This window comes from Saccharopolyspora sp. NPDC002376 (assembly GCF_053593195.1).
This window is the reverse complement of the sequence record NZ_JBSFBZ010000047.1, coordinates 21,182-44,423: the sequence shown is the minus strand read 5'-3', so window position 1 is coordinate 44,423 and position 23,242 is coordinate 21,182. Positions and strand designations below refer to the sequence as shown.

Annotated in this window: 19 protein-coding genes and 2 pseudogenes; 9 read left to right on the top strand and 12 right to left on the bottom strand. The window is 68.5% G+C overall.

The annotated features are described in order from the left end of the window. The first annotated feature begins 167 nt into the window (after positions 1–167). Entirely contained in the window at positions 168–935 is a 768-nt protein-coding gene (locus tag ACWCO2_RS26775; RefSeq protein ID WP_450130532.1) for a LamB/YcsF family protein, read from the top strand. 1 nt (position 936) lies between these two features. Here the strand turns inward: ACWCO2_RS26775 and ACWCO2_RS26770 are convergent, their stop codons facing one another. Together ACWCO2_RS26770 and ACWCO2_RS26765 are read right to left on the bottom strand one after the other, a co-directional pair. Continuing rightward, a complete protein-coding gene (locus tag ACWCO2_RS26770) occupies positions 937–1,869 on the bottom strand; it encodes a nitrilase-related carbon-nitrogen hydrolase (protein ID WP_450130531.1) in 933 nt (310 codons plus the stop codon). A 9-nt stretch (positions 1,870–1,878) separates the two neighbouring features. Beyond that, positions 1,879–3,165 carry a glutamate decarboxylase gene (locus ACWCO2_RS26765; RefSeq protein WP_450130530.1) on the bottom strand — a complete coding sequence of 429 codons (1,287 nt, stop codon included), beginning with the start codon at positions 3,163–3,165 and terminating at the stop codon, positions 1,879–1,881. 285 nt (positions 3,166–3,450) lie between these two features. Here ACWCO2_RS26765 and ACWCO2_RS26760 point away from each other — a divergent pair, with 285 nt between their 5' ends. Next, a complete protein-coding gene (locus ACWCO2_RS26760) occupies positions 3,451–3,825 on the top strand; it encodes a response regulator transcription factor (RefSeq protein WP_450130529.1) in 375 nt (124 codons plus the stop codon). Between the two features lie 395 nt (positions 3,826–4,220). On the opposite strand, the gene ACWCO2_RS26755 is transcribed toward ACWCO2_RS26760, so the two are convergent. Both ACWCO2_RS26755 and ACWCO2_RS26750 read right to left on the bottom strand, forming a co-directional pair. Further along, positions 4,221–4,442 carry a hypothetical protein gene (locus ACWCO2_RS26755; protein WP_450130547.1) on the bottom strand — a complete coding sequence of 74 codons (222 nt, stop codon included), beginning with the start codon at positions 4,440–4,442 and terminating at the stop codon, positions 4,221–4,223. Between the two features lie 160 nt (positions 4,443–4,602). Continuing rightward, positions 4,603–4,821 (bottom strand): annotated as a pseudogene (locus ACWCO2_RS26750) (sugar-binding protein); the annotation flags it as partial. A gap of 719 nt (positions 4,822–5,540) precedes the next feature. On the opposite strand from ACWCO2_RS26750, the gene ACWCO2_RS26745 reads away from it, so the two are divergent. From ACWCO2_RS26745 to fxsT, 5 genes are all read left to right on the top strand, one after another. Next, positions 5,541–6,236 (top strand): Crp/Fnr family transcriptional regulator, encoded by a 696-nt coding sequence (locus ACWCO2_RS26745; RefSeq protein ID WP_450130528.1) that lies wholly within the window; start codon positions 5,541–5,543, stop codon positions 6,234–6,236. A gap of 89 nt (positions 6,237–6,325) precedes the next feature. Next, positions 6,326–6,595: a hypothetical protein gene (locus tag ACWCO2_RS26740; protein WP_450130527.1), complete on the top strand. Its 270-nt coding sequence runs from the start codon at positions 6,326–6,328 to the stop codon at positions 6,593–6,595. Between the two features lie 276 nt (positions 6,596–6,871). Beyond that, positions 6,872–8,635: a VMAP-C domain-containing protein gene (locus ACWCO2_RS26735; protein ID WP_450130526.1), complete on the top strand. Its 1,764-nt coding sequence runs from the start codon at positions 6,872–6,874 to the stop codon at positions 8,633–8,635. A 19-nt stretch (positions 8,636–8,654) separates the two neighbouring features. Then, a complete protein-coding gene (locus ACWCO2_RS26730; protein ID WP_450130525.1) occupies positions 8,655–9,764 on the top strand; it encodes an AAA family ATPase in 1,110 nt (369 codons plus the stop codon). 1 nt (position 9,765) lies between these two features. Continuing rightward, entirely contained in the window at positions 9,766–14,226 is a 4,461-nt protein-coding gene (gene fxsT, locus ACWCO2_RS26725) for an FxSxx-COOH system tetratricopeptide repeat protein (protein WP_450130524.1), read from the top strand. Between the two features lie 19 nt (positions 14,227–14,245). On the opposite strand, the gene ACWCO2_RS26720 is transcribed toward fxsT, so the two are convergent. The 3 genes from ACWCO2_RS26720 to ACWCO2_RS26710 form a co-directional block, all read right to left on the bottom strand. Further along, entirely contained in the window at positions 14,246–16,102 is a 1,857-nt protein-coding gene (locus tag ACWCO2_RS26720; RefSeq protein WP_450130523.1) for an HEXXH motif domain-containing protein, read from the bottom strand. Positions 16,103–16,147: 45 nt separating this feature from the next. Continuing rightward, a complete protein-coding gene (locus ACWCO2_RS26715; protein ID WP_450130522.1) occupies positions 16,148–16,342 on the bottom strand; it encodes a hypothetical protein in 195 nt (64 codons plus the stop codon). Between the two features lie 429 nt (positions 16,343–16,771). Further along, positions 16,772–17,023, bottom strand: coding sequence for a hypothetical protein (locus ACWCO2_RS26710; protein ID WP_450130521.1), 252 nt, complete (start codon positions 17,021–17,023; stop codon positions 16,772–16,774). An 83-nt stretch (positions 17,024–17,106) separates the two neighbouring features. Between ACWCO2_RS26710 and ACWCO2_RS26705 the strand changes: the two genes are divergently transcribed. Beyond that, positions 17,107–17,448, top strand: a complete 342-nt coding sequence (locus ACWCO2_RS26705) for a response regulator (RefSeq protein ID WP_450130520.1) — start codon at positions 17,107–17,109, stop codon at positions 17,446–17,448. Positions 17,449–17,546: 98 nt separating this feature from the next. On the opposite strand, the gene gndA is transcribed toward ACWCO2_RS26705, so the two are convergent. From gndA to ACWCO2_RS26680, 5 genes and pseudogenes are all read right to left on the bottom strand, one after another. Beyond that, on the bottom strand, positions 17,547–18,986 hold the full coding sequence (gndA, locus tag ACWCO2_RS26700) for an NADP-dependent phosphogluconate dehydrogenase (protein ID WP_450130519.1): 1,440 nt from the start codon (positions 18,984–18,986) through the stop codon (positions 17,547–17,549). Positions 18,987–19,128: 142 nt separating this feature from the next. Further along, positions 19,129–19,314, bottom strand: a complete 186-nt coding sequence (locus tag ACWCO2_RS26695) for a hypothetical protein (RefSeq protein ID WP_450130518.1) — start codon at positions 19,312–19,314, stop codon at positions 19,129–19,131. A gap of 121 nt (positions 19,315–19,435) precedes the next feature. Further along, positions 19,436–20,551, bottom strand: coding sequence for an acetoin dehydrogenase dihydrolipoyllysine-residue acetyltransferase subunit (locus ACWCO2_RS26690; protein ID WP_450130517.1), 1,116 nt, complete (start codon positions 20,549–20,551; stop codon positions 19,436–19,438). 2 nt (positions 20,552–20,553) lie between these two features. After that, positions 20,554–21,566 (bottom strand): annotated as a pseudogene (locus tag ACWCO2_RS26685) (alpha-ketoacid dehydrogenase subunit beta). 15 nt (positions 21,567–21,581) lie between these two features. Continuing rightward, positions 21,582–22,577: a thiamine pyrophosphate-dependent dehydrogenase E1 component subunit alpha gene (locus ACWCO2_RS26680; protein ID WP_450130516.1), complete on the bottom strand. Its 996-nt coding sequence runs from the start codon at positions 22,575–22,577 to the stop codon at positions 21,582–21,584. 123 nt (positions 22,578–22,700) lie between these two features. Between ACWCO2_RS26680 and ACWCO2_RS26675 the strand changes: the two genes are divergently transcribed. Continuing rightward, complete coding sequence (locus ACWCO2_RS26675; protein ID WP_450130515.1) at positions 22,701–23,231, top strand: RNA-guided endonuclease InsQ/TnpB family protein; 531 nt, start codon at positions 22,701–22,703, stop codon at positions 23,229–23,231. Positions 23,232–23,242: the final 11 nt, after the last annotated feature.

The following is a 23,242-nucleotide window of genomic DNA, read 5'->3' as shown; positions in this document are numbered from 1 at the left end:
CCGTCGGCAAGGAAAGGATGCGCCGCAGGATCGCACCGCGCATCGCCATTGTGGCCGCAAAACCCACGTTCGAGTGGGTGCTAGGTTGCGCCATCCGGGCTGCTGCGTTCGGTGCAATCCGGAGCTACGATCGCGTTTCTCGGGGGTTTTTCGGGAGGTGCGTGGAAATGCGTGCGCTCATCGATCTCAACGCTGATGCGGGCGAGAGCTTCGGCCGGTGGCGACTCGGCGACGACGCCGGGGTGATTCCGCTGGTCTCATCGGTCAACGTGGCGTGCGGGTGGCACGGGGGAGACCCGGCGACGATGCGCCGATCCGTGCAGCTGGCGCGCGCCGGCGGGACATCGGTGGGGGCGCATCCCGGTTTTCCGGACCTGATCGGCTTCGGGCGCCGGGCGATCGCGATGAGCCCGCAAGACGCCGCCGAGGCCTGTCTGTACCAGTTCGGCGCCTTGCGGGCGATCGCTGACCTGCACGGGGTTCCGGTCGCCCACGTCAAACCGCACGGGGCGCTTTATGGGCTCGCCGCCCGGGATGGAGCCGTCGCCGAAGCGATCGTGGAGGCGTTCGCCACCGCAGCACCGGAAGTCCGCGTGGTGCTGCTCGCCGGTCCGGTCACGGAAGGCTTGGCAGAGCGCGGTTTTCCGGTGGTGCGCGAAGCTTTCGCCGACCTCGACTACGACGCCGACGGACACATCATCATCGAACCGGACCCCCAGCCGAGATCACCGCAGCTGTGCGCTGATCAAGCGATGGCCGTGCTCCGGGGTTCGGTCGATTCGGTCTCGGGAACCGCGGTATCGGTGGACGCCGACACCATCTGCCTGCACGGCGACCGGCCGAACGCGGTGGATGTCGCACAAGCGATCCGCGACCGCTTCGCCGCCGAAGGCGTCACGCTGGCCCCGATGGCCGAGGTGGCGGGCCAACGCTGAATCAGCCCGCTGGTTGCAGGCGATCACCGACGTTGAGCCGGGAGTTGCTCAAGTGGTCGCCTTCCGGGCTGAACGGTGGGATCGAGCTCGGTGCGCAATCGGCGACCAGCAGCGAGTCCGCGGTCTGCTCGCTCGGCCCGGCGCACACGACGGGCTGCCCGTCCGGTCCCCAGACCCCGGAATTGCCCCGGTACTCCCACTGCCCGCGGTCGGAGACCTCCCAACCGCGCCGGTTTGCATATGCCACGAAAACCCGCCACACCGCGGCCATCGCCGGGATGATGTGCTCGGTCGCGTCGGGGTAGGGCACCTGCGTCGGCGAGCCGTCGTGGAGCACGAAGTGCCGGTCGGCGGCGGTCGGGCCGACGATCAACCCGGCACCGCGCCGCGCCAAGTACTGGTACAGCGGCGGGAACTCGCACTCGTAGCAGTTCAAGATCCCCACCCGGAAGCCGTTGATGTCGACGACCGGGGGAAGTTCGTCGCCTGGCGTGAAGTTGGCGCGTTCGGCCGCCCCGTACAGGTGCGTCTTGCGGTAGTTCGCGATCAACCGGCCGTCGCCGACCACGGCCACGGAGTCGTGCAGGGCTCCGTTCTCGGCGCGCTCCACGTAGGGCAGAACGATGCCGATGTCGTGCTGCTGCGAGAGTTTCACGGCCGCGCGCACCGAAAGGCCGTCACTGGGCTCGGCGAGCTCTGCGCATTCGTCGGGACCGAGCGAGTACCCGGTGTTGTAGCACTCGGGAAAGGCGCACAGGTGACTTCGGTAGCTCGCGGCGAGTGCCACGGCTTCCTCCATCCTGGCCAGGTTGTCCACGACCGCCTGCGGCGAGCCCACGGGGTTCTCCCCCTGGAAGATCGCCAGCCGCAACCCCGAACCTGACTGGGGCGGCGCGGCCTGCGCGAGCTTGCCGAGGACGCGGATCGGACGCATGGTTTCTCCTCACTTTGTGGAACGGGTGAACTGATCGACGGCCGCCGCGAACGCAGCTACCTCGTCGGGGCGCAGGTCGCTGCGGACGACCACGCGCATCGCGGTCAGCTCGTCGAGATCGGGCGGCAGCTGGTACACCGGCACGGCCCAGCCGCACTCGCCGAGGTGCGCGGCCAGCTGCTCGAGCTTGAGATCGGGTTCGGCGGTCACCGCCACCACGGGCAGATCCCGGCCGTCGCCGAGGAAGTGGAACCGCCCCGTCCCGCGCAGCCGGGCGGCCAGGTCCTGCGCCAGGATCCGGGAACGCGCGTGCATGCTGCGGTAGCCGGCGAACCCGTAGCGGATGAAGTTGTAGTACTGCAGGACCACGGGCGCGGCCGATCGGGAGAAGCTGAACTCGTGGTAGGTGTGGTTGCTGCCCAGGTAGTTGACTGGGAAGCCGAGCCGCCTGCTCCGGTGGTCGCGGTCCCGCCACAACACCCAGCCCAGACCCGGCGGCACCTGCCCGTACTTGTGCCCCGAAGCGTTGATCGAGACCACTCGCGGCAGGTCGAAACCCCACTGGAGGTCGGGGTCCAGGAACGGGGCGATGAAACCGCCCCCGGCCGCGTCGACGTGCACGGGCGCGTCGATTCCGGACTCCGCGGCCAACCGGTCCAGCTCCTCGGTGATCTCCCGGACCGGTTCGTAGCGCCCGTCCAGGGTGCCGCCCAGGACGGTCACGACGCCGATGGTGGATTCGTCGCACAGCTCGGCCGCGGCACCGGCGTCGAGCCCGATGCAACCTGGTCGCGCCGGTACCACTCGCGGCTCGACTTCCCAGTGACGGCAGAAGTTTCGCCAGCAGGCGTGCACGCCCGCGCCCATGACCAGGTTCGGGCGTCGGTGCCCCGGACCGGTGCGTTCGGCCCAGCGGTGCAGGAGGGAGAGTCCGGCCATCAGCGCGGCCTCGCTCGATCCGGTGGTGGCCGAACCCACCACGCCGTTCGGGTCACCGCGCCAGAGATCACCGAGCATGCGCACGCATTCCTGCACCAGCTCGTCGACGCCCGGGTACTGCTCGCGGTCGGCGAGGTTGCGGTTCAGGTAGGCGTTGTGCAGGCGCTGCGCTTCCGGTTCGAAGGACGTGGTCAGGAAGGTCGCGAGGTTGCGCACCGGTTCGGCGTCGTCGCGCAACCTGAGTCGCACGGCCGCTGCCGCTGCGGCGGGATCGGCGCCGAATTCGGGAATTCCGCCCGATGATCCGGACGGCCGAGGCCGTGCGGATCCCTCCTTCGCGCCTGACGGGACTGGCATTTTCGTAGTTCCCCCTGTTCAAGATCGTGCTGCGAGGCCGACGATCGCGAACTTACGGTCGACTGAAGATCGAGACCATGAACAATTCGGCCCAGTGCTTCCGGACGGGGGTACCGGTTCGAGCGCGCACTGGGCTGTTCGCGTCAATCTCCTCGGCATTCGAGGGAACGGGGCCAGCTCCGGGCAACGTTTTGACCCGTGCGGACGAAACTCTGGTCATCGACACGGATTCATTTCGCTGAGTGCGGGGGCACCAGCGATCACACGCACAAGTGGAGGAGCTTGATGGCCCTCACGTACGATCAGGCGCTGGACCGGGCGATGATCGCCCTGCTGCTGGAGGCCGTCGAGCACTCCCGCGCACTGCGCCACGTCCTGGAACAAGTTGGACACCTGGTGGCATTCCAGGTCCAACTCCACCAGTCCGGCGCAACGCCCGAACCGAACGGCGCGCCCGAGGGCGATCCGCTACCAGCGTTGACCAAGCGCGAGCACGAAGTGCTGGGCTACCTCGTCCGCGGCGGCTCGAACCGGGAAATCGCCAAAGCCATGGGAATTTCGGAACGCACGGTGAAGAACCACATGCGCAACATCTTCACGAAGCTCGGAGTAGCCGACCGAACCTCAGCCGCGGTGAAAGCCCTGGAAAGCAGGCGATAGATGCTCGATCCGAGCACAATGGACAGTTCTGGATGCGGTAGATGACATGGCGCTGCCTCGGGGGTGGGGCGCCCGTACGTTGCGAGAACTCATGCTTAGAACTGCTTGCACCCATTAGTGATGGGCTGCTGGGTTCTTCGTCAACGCAACAAGAGCGGCCAAACGGACTGGGGACACTTCGTGATGCGCCAGGTCACCATCGCAGAGCTGGAACAGGACGCGTGGCTGATCGCAGAGGCAGGACGCGCGGTTTCTCTCACGGCGGCCAACCAGACCTCGGGCACGCCATCCCGTACAGCAGCTACGCCGGCGACTCCGAGTCCTCGCGCCGGAGGAGCATCGCCGCGATCAAAGGCCCGTCGTACGCAGAGGCGGTCAAGAACATGGAGATGTTCTCAGTGCTGGCGAATCTCGGCGGCGGATGCTGCGGTGGCCCCGTCCGGGCTGGTGAATCCGGCCAGGGCCTTCGTTGGGGCACCGCCGGGGATTCGGATCGGCACGTCGCGTTCGCCGCGGCCGTCCACGTAGAGTTGCTGGTCCGAAAGGACAGCACCGTTCGAATCTTGGGCGATGCTCTGCGGGGAGTCCATAGAGGACGCTGCGTCCAGCGGGAGCACCGGGGCTGGGGGTGGCGTCGGTTGTCCCGACGGCCGGGCCCTGGTGGTTGTCGGCGTCCCGGGCGAAGAAAGGTGTGCCGGGGGTGGTGGTCGGCAGCGCTGCGAGCTTGAACGTGCTCGAGGTGTTCTCCGAATCTGCCTTCGGGCCGATGGTGATCTCGACAGCGTCCGTGCGCCAGTGGCGCTTGCAGTCATCGGGAGCCAGGAGCGTGCCCTGCTGGTCGTCCACGACGTCGACCAGGGCGTGCAAGGTGTCGCCGTGCCAGGAGAACCTCGCCGTGGCAGCGCAGTCCGGGGCAGAGCACTGGTCGCCGTCCCAGAGCGCTGATGCGTCGAGCGGGGCGCCCGGGTACTCCTGCGGGTTGGCTTCGCCGTCCACCACCGGTGGTACTTCGGCCTGCGGGATGGTCGTGGTTGGCACCAGTTCCAAAGCCGCAGTGCTCTCGCTGGTCGCGCCGTCGTCGGTGCGGGTGATCGCACGACCACTCGAACGTCCTGCATGCCCAGCTTCGGAACGGTCCGGACTGGTAGAACCTTGTTTCGCAGCAAGGGAAATACAGCATCTCTGGTCCACTTCTGGAACTCCGCGACACCTGGCAGCGGGGCTTGCTCGGCGACGACGCCGGTGTCTCTCCGACTACGAGGGGACTCGGCTGGCAAGCCTTCGGGGATGGGTAGCAACGCGCCGAGGAGCGGTGCATCCGCGCCCTGCGCACCCGGCACGTGCGGTGCGCGGTTGGCGAGCTCGGTCAGGTGGTCGCAGCCGATCTGTGCGGGATCGTCCGGAATGTCCGGCCGGGACGCCCAGCCCTGGGTTTTGTACTCGCGTTCGGCGATGCGCTCCCGCTGCTCCCAGTTGATGCCCTCGCTGAGGCCGTGGATGTAGTACTCCGGCCTGGGCGAATCCGGCGGGGTAGTGCGCTGCTCGCACTCCGGATAGATTCAGTGTTGAATGAAACTACTTGCCAGCAGGTCGGAATGCCGCCATTCGGCTGGCCGCCACCTGGCATTCCGAGGACGGCGTTCGGACGGTTGCCGGACCGCGTGCGGCTCGGCATGCTGTCGGTGTCGAGATCGCGTCGCGACCCGGGGGTGGGTATGGGCGACACCCACGCCGACTCCCGGCGGAGCCCGTTCGACGGCACGTTCTGGGCGATGTTGGCTCCGCTGGAACGGGAGTTGGTGCGGCAGGCCGGTGCGGTTCGGCGGTTCACGCCCGGTGAATCCCTAGGCCGTCAGGGTGATTCGTCCCAGCACGTGTACGTGCTGCTCGTGGGGAGTATCGAGATCGTCACGGACGCCAGCACCGGGTACGAAGGCGTGCTCGCCGTCCGCGGCCCCGGCGACATCGTGGGCGAGCTCGCCGCGGTGGACGGCAGACCGCGCTCGGCGACGATGCGTGCACTCGAACGCGTCGAGGCGATCGTCGTCCCGTCCGAGCGGTTCGCCGCGCTGTGCCGATCTCACCCCGGGCTCTCCTGGGTGCTGCTGCACGTGGTCGTCGACCGGCTGCGGGAGCTCAGCCGGCAGCGCGCGGACGACGGTGGTCGTCCCGTCGCGCAGCGGCTCGCAGTCCTGCTCATCGAGCTCGCCGGGCGCTACGGGGTGGCGGTGGGGGAGACCGTCACGATCGCGATACCCATCACGCAGAAGAGCATGGCCGGCTTGATCTCGGCGTCCCGGGAGTCGGTTGTGCGGGCACTGGCCGAACTGCGGCGCCAGCGCCTGATCGCGACGGCCCGCCGACGGGTGACGATCCTGCGCCTGGACGCTCTCGAGCAGCTCGCATTCTGATCCGGCTGAATGAGTCACGTGACGCACTGCGCGGCGTCGGCGTGCCGTACATGTCATTCATCGCCCGTTTTTGGAGGAGGTTGACGAACATGACGAAAACCAGTTCGCCGCAGCGAGTTCGCGCAGGCGCTCCCCGGACGATGTCCATGCAGACCGCCGTGTCGCCGGAATGCCCCGTTCGGTGGTGGAACCGGCCGATGCTGCTGTGCAGCGCCCTGTTCACCGTCATCCAGGTGTGGGCTCTGATCGTCGTGCTGGTGTCGGTCCAGCCCGAAGGCGTGGTTCGGGTGGCCCTGGCCAGCGTGATGGCGGCCGCAGTCCTGGCGGTCATGTCGGCCTGGGGGCGGGCGCGTACTTAGCCGCTGGATCCGAGGGGTGTCCAGCGGAAACAGCGCCCGGTGGGCGGGCGGCGGCGGGTGCGTCCGCGCTGCTCCCGCCCACGTTCGCGCGGACGGCAGCGCGCAGAGCCGTCACCAGGACGAAGATCGAACGGGTCACCCGGGAGGTGCGTGTCGCGTACAGTACCTCCGGGATGCCGGGTGACAGTGGTGCGATGTCCCGGGTCAGCCCGCCGATGACGACGGCGGGCCGCGGCGGGGCGGCGTGCGGGTATCGCGGTGCTGGGAGGGGGTCTCATGCCGCTTTACTCTGAGGCGCTTTATCGGAGCGTCGTGCTGGTGGACGTCGCGCGCTTCACCGATGCACGCCGGACGTTCCACGACCAGGTCGCGGTGCACCGGAGCCTCACCCAGTTGCTGGAGCAGGCGTTCGACGAGTCCGGTATCGAGTGGGGTTCCTGCGACGTGGAGGACCGCGGTGACGGGAAGATCATCCTGGTGCCGCCCGACGTGCCCCAGGTCCGGTTGGCCGACCACCTGGGGAACCGGTTGCTTGCGGGCCTGCGCCGGCACAACGCGGTGCACTCCGATGCTGCGGCCATGCAGCTGCGGGTCGCGCTGCACGCCGGGCACGTGCGACTGAGCTCCAACGGCAAGGTCAGCCCGGCGATCAACTTCGCGGCCCGCATCCTCGACGCGCCCGATGCGAAGGCCTGCTTGGCACAGACGCGGAGCGCGCTCGCCCTGATCGCCTCGGAGGACTTCTTCCGGGACGTGATCCAGCACGAGGCCGCCGAGCCCGAGACGTTCCAGCAGATCTCGGTGCTGGTGAAGGAAACCAGCGCCGTTGCGTGGTTGCGGCTGCTCGGGGCGGCGATCACGGTTTCCGAACCGGAGCCGGACTCGGAAGAGGTGCTTGAGCTGCTTCCGGCCGGTGTGCTGGAAGAACTCCGCGATCCGCTCGACGAGCTCGTCGTTTCGCAACTGCCGACGCTGTTGCATCGAGCTGCAGGTCCGGGCATCCCGTCACCGCCACCTGATTCGACGGCCTGGGACATCCTCGAGCACTTGGCCGATGTCAACGCGGGTCCGGACGGGTTCCCGCCGGCGCTGGCGTTCGTCGAGCTCCTGGCGCGGCAGGTCGGCGACCGCGCGGTGCGCGCCAAGCTGGAGGGGTGGACCATCGCGCAGGCCCGGCGCCTCCAGCTCGACGTCGAACTCGCGGGATTCCGCGCGGCGCACGCGGATCCGGTCGTGGTCGACACCCGGTTGCACCTGATGATCGTCATTCAGCACGACGGGATCGATCCGGAGCTGTTCGTGATCTCCCACTGGCGGCAGGACGATCCGGAGGAGTGGCCACCCGCGCGCGGGCGCAGCCGGACGGTCCGGGTGCACGAGATCGAGCGGCACGTCGACGAGCTGGTCGTCGAGGCGGAGCGGGCGTGGCGCGGTCATTCCGGCGCGGTGGCGTTGGAGGTCGTGCTGCCGCGGGCGCTGCTGAACCTGCCGGTCCACCAGTGGCACAAGGAGCACGATTCGGGAATCCCCCGCCCGCTGTGCATGGATTATCCGATCGTGGTGCGCTCTTTGGAGCGGATGATGTCCGATCACTGGCACCGGGTGTGGAACCTGCGGTGGAAGATGATGCGCGAAGATCCGCAGAGCGCGGAGGTGCACTACGCCCGCACCGCGAATCCAGACAGCCCGCACGCCATCGAGGCCGCGCTGGGGCAGCAACCGCAGTGCGCGGCGATCGTGCTGGGTGCTGCGCCGTCGCGCGAACCCAGTCGCGGTGACCAGTTGATGTCCGCGCTGCGTGCGGGATTGCCCGCGGTGTTCTGGCATCGCACCGACGCGGAGCCGGAACGCGTGCGGGAGATCGTGGAATGGTTGATCGAGGAAGGTGGATTGGGTGAGCTGCCGACCCGGACGCAGGTGGTCCGGCGGGATGCGCATCTCGATTCACCGGCGCGATTCGACCTCAAGGTAGTGCAAGAGCTGGTGGTCATGTGGGATGATCCAGCGCGATTGGTGAATCCCGAAGAGCTCGCGGGCTAGGCCGGGAGGGACACCGCGGATGAGCATCAACGAGCGTTCGAACGGCGACGCGTCGCGAGAGCGGTTGGCGGGATTCGGAACGCCCGACTGGTGGATCTACCGGGGCACCGGTCGGCCGTTGCGCGACGTCCGGTTGACCGATCTCCTCCCGGATCCGCCGCCCTGGCGGGATTTCCGCGGCGGTCCGGTGCCCGAGCGGGATGCGCCGCCGCCGGACGACGGCGAGGCCCGGCGGAGGTTGGGCGCGGAGTCGCACCTGTCCGAACGCGACGTCGATCCGCACGAGGTCGACATGGTCAACTCGGCCCTGTACTTGCGCCGCCCACTGCTGGTCACCGGTCGGCCCGGCACCGGGAAGTCCAGCCTGGCCTTCCGGATCGCCCGAGAGCTGGGCTTGGGGCGGGTGCTCAGGTGGCCGATCACCAGTCGCACCACGCTGAAATCAGGTCTGTACGCCTACGACGCGATAGGTCGGGCGCAGGCGGCCGCGACGAGTCAGGCGTTGGCCCGTTGGGGCGCGGATGCCGAGCCGCCGAACGCGGAACCGCCGGTGGGAGAGTTCGTGCGGTTGGGCCCGTTGGGCACGGCGTTCCTGCCGACGGAGCTGCCCCGGGTGCTGCTCATCGACGAGCTCGACAAGAGCGAGGTGGACCTGCCCAACGACCTGCTGAGCATCTTCGAGGACGGTCAGTTCACCATCCCGGAGCTGGAGCGGATGCGGGACCGTTCGCCGGAAGTGACCGTGCTGGCCGACGATCCCGGTACGACGGCCACCGTCGTCGACGGTCAGGTGGGGTGCCGTGCTTTCCCCGTCGTGGTGATCACCAGCAACGGGGAACGGGAGTTCCCGGAAGCGTTCCTGCGCCGCTGTCTGCGGTTGACGATCCGGGAACCGGACGCGGAGCAGCTCGCCGCGATGGTGGCCGCGCACCTGACCGGAACCGAGGACGAACAGCGGCAGCGGATGATCCAGGAATTCCTCGATCGCGGGGCCGATGGTGCTGGTTTGCCCGCCGACAAACTGCTGGACGCGCTGTACTTGGTGACGTCGGGCACCTACCGCGACGACGACGAGTCGTGGTCGCGGTTGCGGGACGCGCTTTGGCGACAACTCACCTCGGTAACGTGACGTGCGCGGCGGGGATGGCAGCGCGGAGGCCCGCCCGGTCCGGTCGGCGGGGCGGGACGACTCCGCGTCTCCGCTCGGGACAGGCGACCTGGGATGGGCCGAAGTCGCCGATGCGCTCTGGCTGACCGTTGCCACCCAATCCGCCTGGGGCCGACACCGGAGTAACGACGCGGCGCGAAAGCCCGACAAGGAAAGTGGAACGGATTTACCGCAGGACATCGAGGAATCCGACCGGCTGGGCTGGGACGACCGGGAGTCACCCGAACTCCCGTCGAACGATGCCCGGGATGCTGAGCCGGGCGTCAGTCCGGGGCAGGAAGAGGAAGTTCCCGCGATCGGTTCGTCGATTCAGGCGGCGGAGCCGGCGGAACCCGTTGGGATCGTTGGGAATGCCTCGCCACCGATGCTGCGCCGCTTGGCCGTCGGTCCGAACGTCTTTCGGGCGCTCCGGCCGTTCAAGCGCAGAATATCGTCGCCGCACGACGAGGACGCACTCCTCGACGAGGACGCGACCGCGGAACGAGCGGTCGAGGACGGGCTGTGGTTGCCGATGACCCGACCGGGAACGACACGCTGGCTCGACCTGACGCTGGTCGTGGACACCAATCCGTCGATGGCGCTGTGGCGGACGAAGATCAACGCGTTCACCAAGTCCCTGGAACGGCTCGGCGCCTTCCGGTCGATCCAACGCCGACTGCTGGACACGTCCGAAACACCGCAGTTGCGCGGAGGAACCGCGGACACCCCGGTCCGCAGTCCGGCGGAGCTGAACGACCCGTCCGGCCGTCGAGTCGTTCTAGTCCTTACCGACGGCGTCGGTGCCGGCTGGCGGCGGGGTTCGATCACGCCGTTGCTCGCGCAATGGGGCGAATCGATGTCGGTCGCGGTCGCGCACCTTCTGCCGCAGCGGCTCTGGCAGCGGGGCGGATTGCACGCGCAGCGCGCGAAGCTGACGACGCCGCGCGCTGTGGCGCCGAACCAGCAGTGGCAGGTGGAGTTGCCTGACGCCTGGCTGGACCCCGACCCGAGCCCGCCGTCCGGTGCGGTCGCCGTGCCGGTTTTGGAGCTGGAAACTCGGTGGCTCTCCCGGTGGGCCCAGCTGGTCGCCGGCCAGCGCAGGCGGTCCGCGGACGCCGTGGTGCTGCTCGCCGATGACCGCCAGCCGGAGCCTCTGGAGGACGAAGCGCCTGCTCCGGGAAACGGTCGTTCCCGGTCGCCTCGGCAGCGGGTCATGAACTTCCTGAGCACGGCCTCGCCACCGGCCTTCCGGCTCGCGACGCTGCTGGCCGCGGTCCCGGTGAGCGTGCCGGTCGCGCGGGCGATCCAGACCGAGCTGGTGCCCGGATCCGGACCGGACGACCTGGCCGAGGTGTTCACCAGCGACCTGCTGCGCCCCGTCGACGAAGCCGCTGCGGGAGGCTGGGACAACACCACCTTCGCCTTCGACCAGCCGGTCCGAGAAGTCCTGCTCAGCGGCGCGCGCCGCTCGGAGACCGCGCACGTACTGCGCCTGGTCGCAGCTGGATTCGGCGACCACCTCACCAGTGTTGGACGAGCTCGCGACGCGCTGGCGGATCCGGATCTCCCGCCGTCACCGGACTCGGGCGGCGGCCTGGAGATCGAGCGCTCCGTGATGCGGGCCCTGTCCGGGCCTTATCTCGCGCGCGTGAGCAAGATAGATCGACTGCTCGAGCCCGAGAACGTCGCACGACAGGTCATACCTTCGGAAGATCGCTTCAGTTCCACGACTTCCGAGGCCGATGAAACCGTGAGTCCCGCAGAAACGACGGCGAGTGGAAACATGTCAGGTCAGAGCATTGGTTCAGCGAACACCCCGCAGCCATCGACTGACTTCCCGGAGATGTTGCGGGTGGTTCCGTTCGAACGCGGCGAGGACGCGGTCGGCGCCGCGGCGGACCCATCCAGCCCACCGTCCACTGTGGTAGCTCGCATCCTCCGGGAGCGGCGCGCGGACGACGTCCCACCGATCTGGGGCGACGTACCGCCGCGAAACCCGATCTTCACCGGCCGGGAGGAACCTCTCGCGCAGCTGGAAGGCCGGCTCAAGGACGGCGGCGCCACCGCCATCCTGCCCTCGACGCTGCACGGCATGAGCGGGATCGGCAAGACCCAGATTGCTGTCGAGCACATCTACCGACACCTCGCGGACTACGACCTGGTGTGGTGGGTGCAGTCCGGGCAGCCGGCGCAGATCCGCGCCGGGCTGACCGAACTGGCCCAGTCGCTGCAGCTACCGGGCAGCTCGGAAGCCCACACGGCGGTGCCCGCGGTGCGCGAAGCGCTGCGCCGGGGCTATCCGATCCGCCGCTGGCTGCTGGTGTTCGACGCCGCGGAGAGCCCGGAGGACGTGCGCCCGTTCTTCCCCGCCAACGGGCCGGGCGACATCATCATCACCTCGCGCAATCCCGATTGGGCCGAAGTGGCCCGTCCCCTGGAGGTCATGCTGTTCGAGAGGGCCGAGAGCAAGGCGTTGCTGCGCAGCCGCGGCCCGGAGATCACCGAGGAGGAATCCGACGCCCTTGCCGAGAAGCTCGGTGACCTGCCGCTGGCGATCGCGCAAGCAGCTGCCTGGCGGGCGGAGACCGGGATGCCGGTCAGCGAGTACCTCCGCGTGTTCGACGAGAAAGTGGCCGAGATCCTCGACGTGTCGGCGCCCAACGACTACGAGGTTTCGCTGGCGGCGGCGTGGAACGTCTCGCTGGAAGAGCTGGAGGAGCGGAACCCGGCAGCGCACCAGCTGTTGCAGGTGTGCGCGTTCTTCGCGCCGGAGCCGATATCCCGCAGCCTGTTCACGGGGCTGCGCGGCACGTCGATCGCGCCGGAACTGGACGCCGCGCTGCGCGATCCGCTCCGGCTCGGTCGGGCCATCCGCGACATCAACCGGTTCGGCCTGGCCAAGATCGACCACCGCAACGACACGCTGCAGCTGCACCGCCTGGTCCAACTGGTCCTGCGCGACCGCATGTCCCCGCAGCGCCGAACGGAGGTCCGGCACGGTGCCCACCTGCTGCTGGCGAACCTCGACCCGGGGGATCCCGCCGATCCCGCCCAGTGGTCGCGCTTCCAGGCCATCCTCCCGCACGCCTACGCCTCGAACGTGCTGGAGTGCGAAGACCCCTGGGTGCGGCAGCTGGTCATCGACCTGATGGAGTACCTGTTCTTCTGGGGCGACCACCACGAGAGCGCTGTGCTGGGGCGCCGGGCGATGGAGGTCTGGTCGGCGCGCCTGGACGAGACCGACCCGCAGCTGCTCCAGGTAGCCGCCAAGTTGGGTCCCCACCTGTGCATCCTGGGTGGGTTCGTGGAAGCCGCGGAACTCAACCAGCGAACGCTGGCCCTCCGCAGGCAGACATCGGGTGAGAACAGCGAGGAAACCCTGGACGCGGAGCTCAGCGTCGCATTCGACTTGAAGGCCAAGGGCGATTTCTCGCTGGCCCGGGACATGAACTTGTCGACCTACCAGAAGGCCAAGGCGCTGTACGGGGAGGACGACCCGGTCACCTTGGCCGCGGTGCACGACTTCGCGGTGACGCTGCGGCTGCTCGGGGACTACCAGGGGGCGCGGGAGCTGAACGAGGACACCGCCCGGCGGAGGGGCGAGGTCCACGGTTATGACAGCGCCTACGCCGTGAACACCTTGGGTGGGTTGATCCTGGACCGCCTCGAGCTGGGCGACTACGTCTGGGCGCACGGCGAGATGGAGCGCCTGTTCGACCGCTGCCGCAAGCTCTTCGGCGAGGACAAGGCGATCACCCTGTACTGCCAGCACCGGTTGGCCATCGCCGCCCGTAAGAACGGCGACCACCGGGGTGCCTTCGAGCTGTCTAACGGGGCGCTGGAGCTGTTCCGGTTCCGCTACGGCGTCGATCACCCGAACACGTTGGCCTGCGCGATTTCGCATTCCATCGACCTCCGGCACGAGGGTGATCTGCCGAACGCGCGCAAGCTCGGCGAGGACACCTTCGACCGGTACCGCCGCGGCCTCGGGGAGGACCACCCGCACACCCTTTCCGCGGCCATCGACGTCGCGGTGACGCTGCGGCGGCTTGGCGAGGTCGACGGCGCGCGGCAGCTCGACGAACGGTCGGTCGAGCAGTTCCGCGCGATCTTCGGCCCGGAACAGCCGCAGGCGCTGATCGCCGTGATCAACCTCGCCAGCGACCTGGCCTTGCTCGGGGACGTCGAGACGGCCCTGGACCTGAGCACGGAGGCCGTGCAACGAGCGGAACGAGTGTTCGGCACCGATCATCCGACCACCATCGCCGCCACCCAGAACCTAGTCCTCGACCTGCGCGCGGCGGGGCGCAGCGAGGAGGCGGGGTTGAAGCACGCCGACGTGCTGACCCGTTACCGGCGGGTGCTGGGTGAAGGGCACCCGGCCGCGGTGGCTGCGGTCAGGGGCGTTCGTGCCGACTGCGACATCGACCCCGCTCCGCTGTGACCGCGGTGGATCGTCCGGTTCAGGGCAGGAACCGGCCGATCCAGTCGGCGAGTTCGTCCGGCGCGGGCGCAGTTGCCGCGCCGGTTCGGAGGTTCCGGTGCACTGCGCGGACCAGCTCGGGAGATGTCAGCAGCGCCCGGGCGGCCGGCCGCATGCCTAGCCCGGATAGGACGAGGCCGAGCCCGATCCAGGACGCCGGGCGGTCCGGGTCCGCGGCCAGCTCCGCCCTGTATCCGCGCGCCGCCGCGGTGAGGTTCCCGGTGGCGTAGGCCAGGTCTGCCGGGGTGGCATCGGGGACTGCCGACCACGCTTCGGAGATCGTTGGCCGGATTCGGGAATCCGCCGTGCCGCTGCGCTCCATGAAGCTGAGGCGAACCAGGTCCAGACGTGCCTGCGACCAGGGGCCATCGGGCACGGGCGTGGGTGTTCGGTCGTCGGCCACGCTGATGCCGGCCACGCATTGCTGACCTGCCGACCAGGCGCGTGACACCCGTGAGACGGTCTCCGGGTCCGGTCGAACGTGCCGGATGCGCCATCCCGCGTAGTGGTCCGCGACCAGGTCGGTGGCCTTGTCGGCCAGTTCGGCAGGAACCGGCTCGTCCTGCCAGGGCCCGAGCCGCTCGGCGATGCCGTCGACGAACCGGCGTCCCGCCAGGGTCAACACCGGATCGTCCCGCAGAACCCGGAGGGTGTCCCAGGTGGCGGCCCGCCAGTAGGCGAACTCGAACGCGGCGCGTCGATCGGGGAACTCCGGACTAGCGCGGGTCAGCGCGCGCCAGAGCCTCGTCACGCCGAAGAAGGCGTAAATGCCTTGCAGCACTCCTGCGATGGGGCGTGGATCGTCGCGCCAGGGTGTGTGGAAGCGCAAGCGAGGGTCGTTGTCCCGCAACGGGATGAAGTGGAGCAGGCCGCCCAACCGGATGTGCTGGAACTCGTGGATGAGCATGGCCGCCAGCTCGATCCCGTCGGCGGGTCGGCTGACGATCGCGCTGCCGAACGCTTCTCCCGTGGACGCGCTCGGCATCCGGAACGGAACCGCTGGCCGGGGCACCAGCGAGTCCAGGCCGGCTTGCAGGGCAGGGACGATCTCGGGGAGGTACTGGACGAGCACGTGCCACGCTTCCGCGAGTAGTTCCCGCCAGGTGTCCGCCTCAGCGGCGCTGAGCCGCTGCGGCAATGTCGGTTCGTGCAGTCCGCGATAGGGGTCGATGTCGTCCAGATGCACCGAGAACACCTGGTCCTGGGCGCGGAGCGACACCTGTCGCATGCCCGACCAGCCAGGGGTGTCGGTGGAGTGCTCGGACGGCAGGCGCACGCAGGTGGTCTCATCGCGGACTTCCACCCGATCGCCGTCGCCGCGCACTTCGGCCACCGAGAACGGTGCTTCGGAGGGCAGGTGGGCCAGCCCGAGGGTCGGCAGGATCGCACCGCCGCGCCAGACCGGTACCGAAGTCCGGAACGGGAGTCCCGCGCGGATCGCCGCAGCCGCCGAGATCGCGTGGATGTGTCCGATGTGGACCCACAGTGGGCAGACCCCGGTGGTCCGGTGGTGGAACAGGCGCGTGGTGTAGCCGACCCAGCTCCCGGTGTAAGGATGTGCGAGGACTAGATCGAGCACCTCGGGGCTCGTGTTCTGAACGCGCTCCAGCAGTTCCCAGGCCCATTCTGGAGAAGGTAGCGGTTCGCACTGGTCGGGAACCTTGGTCGCTTCGTCCACCAGACCCCGCAACAGCAGGAGCCGGCGGCTGCGTTCCGCGCGGCGCAACTCGCGCACGGTGGGCGCCCCGCCCGCACCTCGGGCGAGTTCGTCGAAGTCGGCCCAGGACAGGTGGTGGAGTGCGAAGTCTTCCGGGGAGTTCTCGTGGCCGACGGACACGACTGCTCCTTAGGAGGTTGGCTGCGGGCGCCGACGACTCCGGCGTCAATCGACCCGCTCGCCGCCACCGCCGTTGCCCTGCGACGTCACTCCGATGTCCGCGGTCTGTTGCACGACATGTCGCAACGACCGGTACAGCGCCGCATCCTCCAGGGTTCGCAACTTCGACAGCGGGACCGCTCCGAGGTCGACGAGTTCCGACGAAACCCCTGGTCCGAGCTCGACTGGGAAGAATGCCATGGTGACGACGCCTTCCTCTTGGTCAGCGCGTGCCGGGTGAGCACGTACTCACATGATGTCTTGCTCCGCAGAAAATGTGAAGAAGTCTTCCTGCTGGTGCAGCTCGTTGGAGGGCATCTTCCGGCCCGGCGAATTTCGGAGGAAGAGTGCAGGAAGCACGCCGGAAACGCCGGTCTGGGCCGAACGGGTGATGAGGCAGGTGGCGCATTCGGGTGGGGATCTGGTGGGGTCCGCTCTTCGGCTGTTCCAACCCCTCCAACGTCGACAGCGGTGCCGTTCCAGCGGGCGCCTGGAAGTGTGCAACACCCCGAGCACCTCCCGGAGCTGGGTGAGGGCTTCCCGCCCGATGTCGCTGACCAGCGCTGCCTCAGTTCTCCCGTTCGCCGCAAGCGGATGTCGAGGCCCGCCGAACGCGATCGGTCCAGCAGTTCACTGGCGGACCTGCCGGTGATGGTGCAGCACACGGCCCATCGGGTGGTGCAGGAGGCGCTGACCAACGCGCACAAGCACGCCGGTGCGGTAAGCGTCGAGGTGACGCTGCAGCGCCATGACGCGCAGCAGTTGGTCGAGGTTCGCAATGCCGCGCCGCGCGAGCGCGCCGAGCTGCTGGGTGGAGCCTGCAAGCCGTTCCCAGATTCGACGGCGGATTCGCGTTGTCGACGCGGATTCCACTGCGGTCAACTGGCGAGTCCTATGTGGACATATGAACGGAGATCGCGTCGGCGGTACGGTCGGTGCGAGTGGTTGTCGGCGGAGGGGGTCGTGTGATCCGAGTGCTGGTCGTCGATGACGAAACCCTGGTGCGCACGGGTTTGCGGATGATCCTGCAGCCGGCCGATGACATCGAGGTGGTGGCCGAAGCGTCGGACGGGCGGCAGGCCGTGGAAGCTGTTCTGCGCCACCGGCCCGACGTGATGCTGCTGGACGTGCGGATGCCGGTACTGGACGGGATTTCGGCCGTGACGGAGATCAGCGTGCAGCCCGCATTGCCGCGGGTGGTCATGCTCACCACCTTCGGCCTGGACGACTACGTGCACAGCGCGCTGAAAGCCGGCGCGGTCGGATTCCTGCGTGAGCCGGATCCTGGCGAAGCTCGACTTGGGTAACCGGGTCCAAGCGGCGATCCCGGTGCACGACGCCGGTCTGGCCTGATCGATCAGTGTCCGCATTGGACACATCTGCGCGCGGTTTCACCGGCGGCGGCTCACATCTGCACTTCGGAGCGGTCTCCGGCCCAGCGGGTGTGGAAGGAGCCTTCGCGGTCGGTGCGGCGGTAGGTGTGGGCACCGAAGTAGTCGCGTTGGCCTTGGGTGAGTGCGGCCGGGAGCCGGTCGGCTCGCAAGGAGTCGTAGTACGACAGCGCCGCTGCGAATCCCGGCGTGGGCACGCCCTGACTGGTGGCTGCCCCCAAGACCGAGCGCCAGTCGTGCTGCGCATCGGCGATCTCGGCTGCGAAGGTTTCGTCGGACAGCAGGCTCGGCAGGTCGGGTCGGGTGTCGTAGGCGGCTCGGATGCGGTCCAGGAACGCGGCGCGGATGATGCAGCCGCCGCGCCAGATGGACGCGATCGCACCCAGGTCGATGTTCCAGTCGTATTCGGCGCTGCCCGCGGCGATCTCGTGGAAGCCCTGCGTGTAGGACACGATCTTGGACGCGTACAGTGCCTGCTCCACCTGGTCGGCGACCGCGTCGGCTTCGGCGCCGCTGAGCGGTCGGGCGGTCGGGCCGGCGAGCCCTCGGGCGGCTTCGCGCAGCGCGGTGTGGCCCGACAGCGAGCGGGCGAACACCGCTTCGGCGATGCCTGAGACCGGCACACCGAGTTCGAGGGCGAGCTGCACAGTCCAGCGACCGGTTCCCTTCTGCTCGGCCTGGTCAGCGACGACGTCCACGAAGGGTTTGCCGGTGGCGGTGTCCACGTGCGACAGCACCTCGGCGGTGATCTCGATGAGGTAGGAGTTGAGGCGACCGGTGTTCCAAGTGCGGAACACCTCGGCGATCTGGGCGGGCGAGTGGCCGGCGACGTCGCGCAGCAGCTGGTAGGCCTCGGCGATGAGCTGCATGTCGGCGTATTCGATGCCGTTGTGCACCATCTTCACGAAGTGTCCCGACCCGTCCGGGCCCACGTGCGTGACGCAGGGCGCGCCGTCGGCGGCCTTGGCGGAGATCTTCTCCAGCATCGGGCCCAGCGAGGCGTAGGACTCATCGGAGCCGCCCGGCATGATGCTGGGTCCGTGCAGCGCGCCCTCCTCGCCGCCGGAGATGCCGGTGCCGACGAAGTGGATGCCCCGATCACGCAGGTCGCGCTCGCGACGCCGGGTGTCCGCGAAATGTGCGTTGCCACCGTCGATGATCACATCGCCGTCCTCGAGCAGCGGCGCGAACTCCTCGATCACCGCGTCGGTGGGATCCCCGGCCTTGACCATGATCACCAACCGGCGCGGGCGTTCCAGCGCGGCGACGAAGTCGGCGGCCGATTCGGCGGTGATGAAGTCGCCCTCGTGCCCGAACTCCTCGATCAGCTCCCGGGTTCTCGAAGCGGTGCGGTTGTGCACGGCGACCGAGTAGCCGTTGCGCGCGAAATTGCGTGCCAGATTGCGGCCCATGACCGCGAGCCCGGTGACGCCGATCTGAGCTGACGTGCCCATCTGTAGCTCCTGCGGGTTGCTGGCGAGCCGCGGTGGGGCGGCCGGGCCAATTCTCGGCCACCAGCAGCCTCGACGCAGGGAATGGCCGCAGCAACTAGACCTTCCGGCGACGCAAGAGCGCGACGGCGAAGACCGCGCCGGTTCAGCGCGAGGCGGGAGCCTTGGTGGTTTCTTGGCGGAGGAATGCCACTCGGTAGGAGGCCAGGACGTTGTCGAGGCGGTCGCGGGCGATCCTCGCCTCCCGGACGTCGGAGCCGATGCCGATGTGCGCGCACACGGCCCGGGTCGCTGCGCTCTTCGGGAGCCGTGCTTCTTCGACCTCGTCCATACCCCGAATGGTGGCAGAAGCGCTGGGCGCCGTGTCGACCGGATGCCTTTGAAGGATGACTCCGAACAGGCCTTCGACACCTGCGGCCGGGCGGCTGGGCGCGCCACCCGGCCGCTTGGCGCTAGTCGAGCACCGACTCGACGGCTTCGCGGGTCGCCGCAGGGTCCTCCATGTGCACCATGTGGCCCGCGCCCGCGACGACGCGCACCTGTGCACGATCACCGAACGCGGACTGGTCGGCCACCGGGACGACCTGGTCCTGAGCGCCCCACACCACCGCGGTGGGGACGGTGACCCCGGACAGCAGCGATGCCGCGTCGATGGCCTGCTTGTCGCCCTCGAGGACCGTGCCGAGCAGGGCCTGCAGGCCGTCCTGGACGCCGTCGATGCGCTTGAACTTCAGCAGGTCGTCCACCAGCTGGCGGGTCACCTGCGACTCGTCGGCGAACAGGGCGCGCAGGTACGGCTTGAGCTCCCGCCGGGTGCTCGCCTCGACGAAGCCGCGCAGGTAGTCCGCGTTCACCTCGGTGCCGTAGCCGGCCGGGGCGACCAGCGTCAGGGACCGGACCCGATCCGGCGTCCTGGCCGCCACGGCGGTCACGACCGCACCGCCCAGCGAGTGGCCGACCAAGTGCGCTCGTTCGACGTCCAGCGCGTCCAGGAAGCCGATCACCGCGTTGGCCAGCGCGTCCAGGCTGCCGTCGCCGACGTCTTTGGTCGAGCTGCCGTGTCCCGGCAGGTCCAGGGCGTGCACGGTACGGCCCTCGGACAGCGGCTCTTGGACGAACAGCCAGGAGTTCTTGTCCCCGCCGAAACCGTGGACCAGCACCACCACCTCGGGGCCGTCACCCAGCGTGGAGTAGGACAGGGTGCGCCCGTCCACCTCAACCTCGCCGGTCGCGGGCCCCGTGGCTTCCTCGACCTCGCCGCTGGCCAGCTGCTCCTTGGCTTCCGCGACCGCCGCTTCGATCTCGGTGTCGGGCACCTCCGCCGGGGCGACGATCGCGATCGTGCCGCCCACCGGGGCGGATTCGCCCTCGGCGACCACGACCCCGCGCAGCACTCCCTCCTCCGGGGACTCCAGCGTCCCGGCGATCTTGTCGGTGTCGATCTCGGCCAGCTCGGTGCCGTCGGTGATGTCGTCACCTTCGGAGACCAGCCAGTCGGTGATCGTGCCGGTGGTCATCGACAGCCCCCACTTGGGCATCTTGATCCGGCGGATCCGCTCGTCGGTCATGCTCAGCGCTCCCAGCTCATGACTTTCTTGACCGCGTTGACCACCTGCTGCGCGTCCGGGATGTACATCGACTCCAGCGCGTCGCTGAAGGGCACCGGCGTGTGCGGGGCGGTGACCATCTCGATCGGTGCCTGCAAGCTGCCGAATGCCTCCCGCGCCACCAGTGCGGAGACGTCGGTGGCGAGGTTGCAGCGCGGAGTGGCCTCGTCGACCACCACCAGGCGCCCCGTGTTCTCGACGCTCTCCAGGATGCTGTCGGTGTCCAGCGGACTGGTGGTGCGCGGGTCGATGACCTCGCACTCCACCCCGGACTTCGCCAGCTCGTCGGCCGCCTCCGCGGCGATCGAGACCATCCGACCGAAGGCCACGACGGTGACGTCCTCGCCCTCGCGGACGAAGTTGGCCTCACCGAACGGAATCGCGTAGGACTCCTCCGGAACGTCGCCGACGACGTCGTACATTGCTTGTGCTCGCAGAAGATAACTGGGTCGTCGTCCCGGATCGACTGCGCCATAAGGCCTTTCGCCTCGTACGGGGAGGAAGGCAGGACGACCTTCAGGCCTGGGATGTGGGTGAAGACCGGGTACAGCGCCTGCGAGTGCTGCGCCGCGGCGTTGAGCCCCGCGCCGTACATGGTGCGGATGACGACCGGGGTGACCGCCTTGCCGCCGAACATGTACCGGAACTTGGCCGCCTGGTTGAAGATCTGGTCGAAGCACACGCCCATGAAGTCGATGAACATCAACTCCGCGACCGGCCGCAGACCGCTGGTGGCCGCGCCGATCGCGGCGCCGATGAACGCCGATTCGCTGATCGGAGTGTCGAGCACCCGGCCGGGGAACCGGTCGTAGAGTCCCTTGGTGACGCCGAGAACACCGCCCCAAGCGTCCTGTTCGCCGGGCGCGCCTGCGCCGCCGGCGTTGTCCTCGCCGAGCACGACGACGCTGCTGTCGCGTTCCATCTCCTGCACGAGCGCTTCGTTGAGCGCTTCCCGGTAGCTGATGCTGCGTGCCATGTGAACCTTCCCGTGTCAGTAGGAGATGTAGACGTCGGTTTCCAGGTCCTCGCGGGTGGGCTTCGGAGCCGTCAGCGCCGCGTCGACGGACTCCTCGATCAGCTGCGCCACCTCGCGGTCGACCCCGTCGAGCTGCTCATCAGCGAGCGCGCCCGAGCTGGTGACGCGGTTGCGGAAGGCCTTGAGGCAGTCCTGCTGCTCCTGGGCGCGGGCCACCTCGTCGCCGCGGTAGGCCTGCTGGTCGCCCTCGAAGTGCCCGTAGTAGCGGGTGAACTTGACTTCGATCAGGGTCGGTCCGCCGCCGTTGCGGGCCCGCTCGATCGCCTCACCGGCGACCTCGTGCACGGCGAAGAAGTCGAAGCCGTCGACGATGACGCCGGGCATGCCGAACCCGGCGGCGCGGTCGGCGATGTTGTCCGCCGCGACCGACCAGGTGGCCGAGGTGGCTTCGGCGTAGCCGTTGTTCTCCGCGACGAAGATCGCCGGCAGGTTCCACACCGAGGCGAGGTTGAGCGCTTCCAGCGTGGTGCCCTGGTTGCTGGCGCCGTCGCCGAAGAACGCCACGCCGACCCCGCCGGTGCCCTGCTGCTTGGCGGCCAGCGCGGTGCCGCAGATCAGCGGCGGGCCGCCGCCGACGATGCCGTTGGCGCCGAGCATCCCCTTGCTGAGGTCGGCGATGTGCATCGATCCGCCCTTGCCCTGGCAGGATCCGGTCTTGCGGCCGTAGATCTCGGCCATCATCCCGCGGACGTCCACGCCCTTGGCGATGCAGTGCCCGTGGCCGCGGTGGGTGCTGGCGATCGAATCGCGACCGTCCAGGTGCTGGCACACCCCGGTCGCCGAGGCCTCCTCGCCGGCGTAGAGGTGCACGAAGCCAGGGATGTCGCCCTTGGCGAACTCCTGGTGGACCCGGTCCTCGAACGCGCGGATGGTTCGCATCGTGCGGTAGGCGGCGAGCAGACCGGCCTCGTCCAGGGCCCCGGCCGGTGTCGCTGACACGGTCTCGGTCATCGGTTCTCCAATCGGCGGATACCCCGGTCTTCAGGCCGGGGAGGAATCGATCCCGAGTGCTCTTGGATGACCACCCGAGATCAAGACTTACAAACAAACGCGGTAGTTTGGGGAAGGACGCAGGTGAAGCGGGCGTACAAGTACCGCGACGGGCAACTCACGTTGGCGAAGATGCGTGAACCGCTGAACATCGTGTGGTCCCGCCCTCTTCCCCAGGGAGCGGAGCCGACCACGGTCACGGTGTCGCGTGACAATGCCGACCGGTGGTTCGTGCCGATGCTGGTGGAAACCACCGTTGACCACCGCCCTGCCTCTGATCAGGCGGTGGGCGTGGATGCGGGGATCACGTCGCTGGTGACGTTGTCGACAGGGGAGAAGATCACCAACCCCAAGCACTCCGATCGTGAGCGTGTTCGCTTGGCCAAGGCTCAGCGGGCGCTTGCCCGTAAGGAGAAGGGCAGCAACAACCGCGACAAGGCCCGTCTCAAGGTGGCTCGGATTCAGGCGAAGATCGCTGACCGTCGCCGGGACCATCTGCATGAGGTCACTACTCGACTCGTCCGTGACAACCAGACGGTCGTGATCGAAGACCTCAACGTGCGAGGCATGGTCCGCAACCGCAATCTCTCCCGCGCCATCAGCGATGCGTCGTAGACCGAACTGCG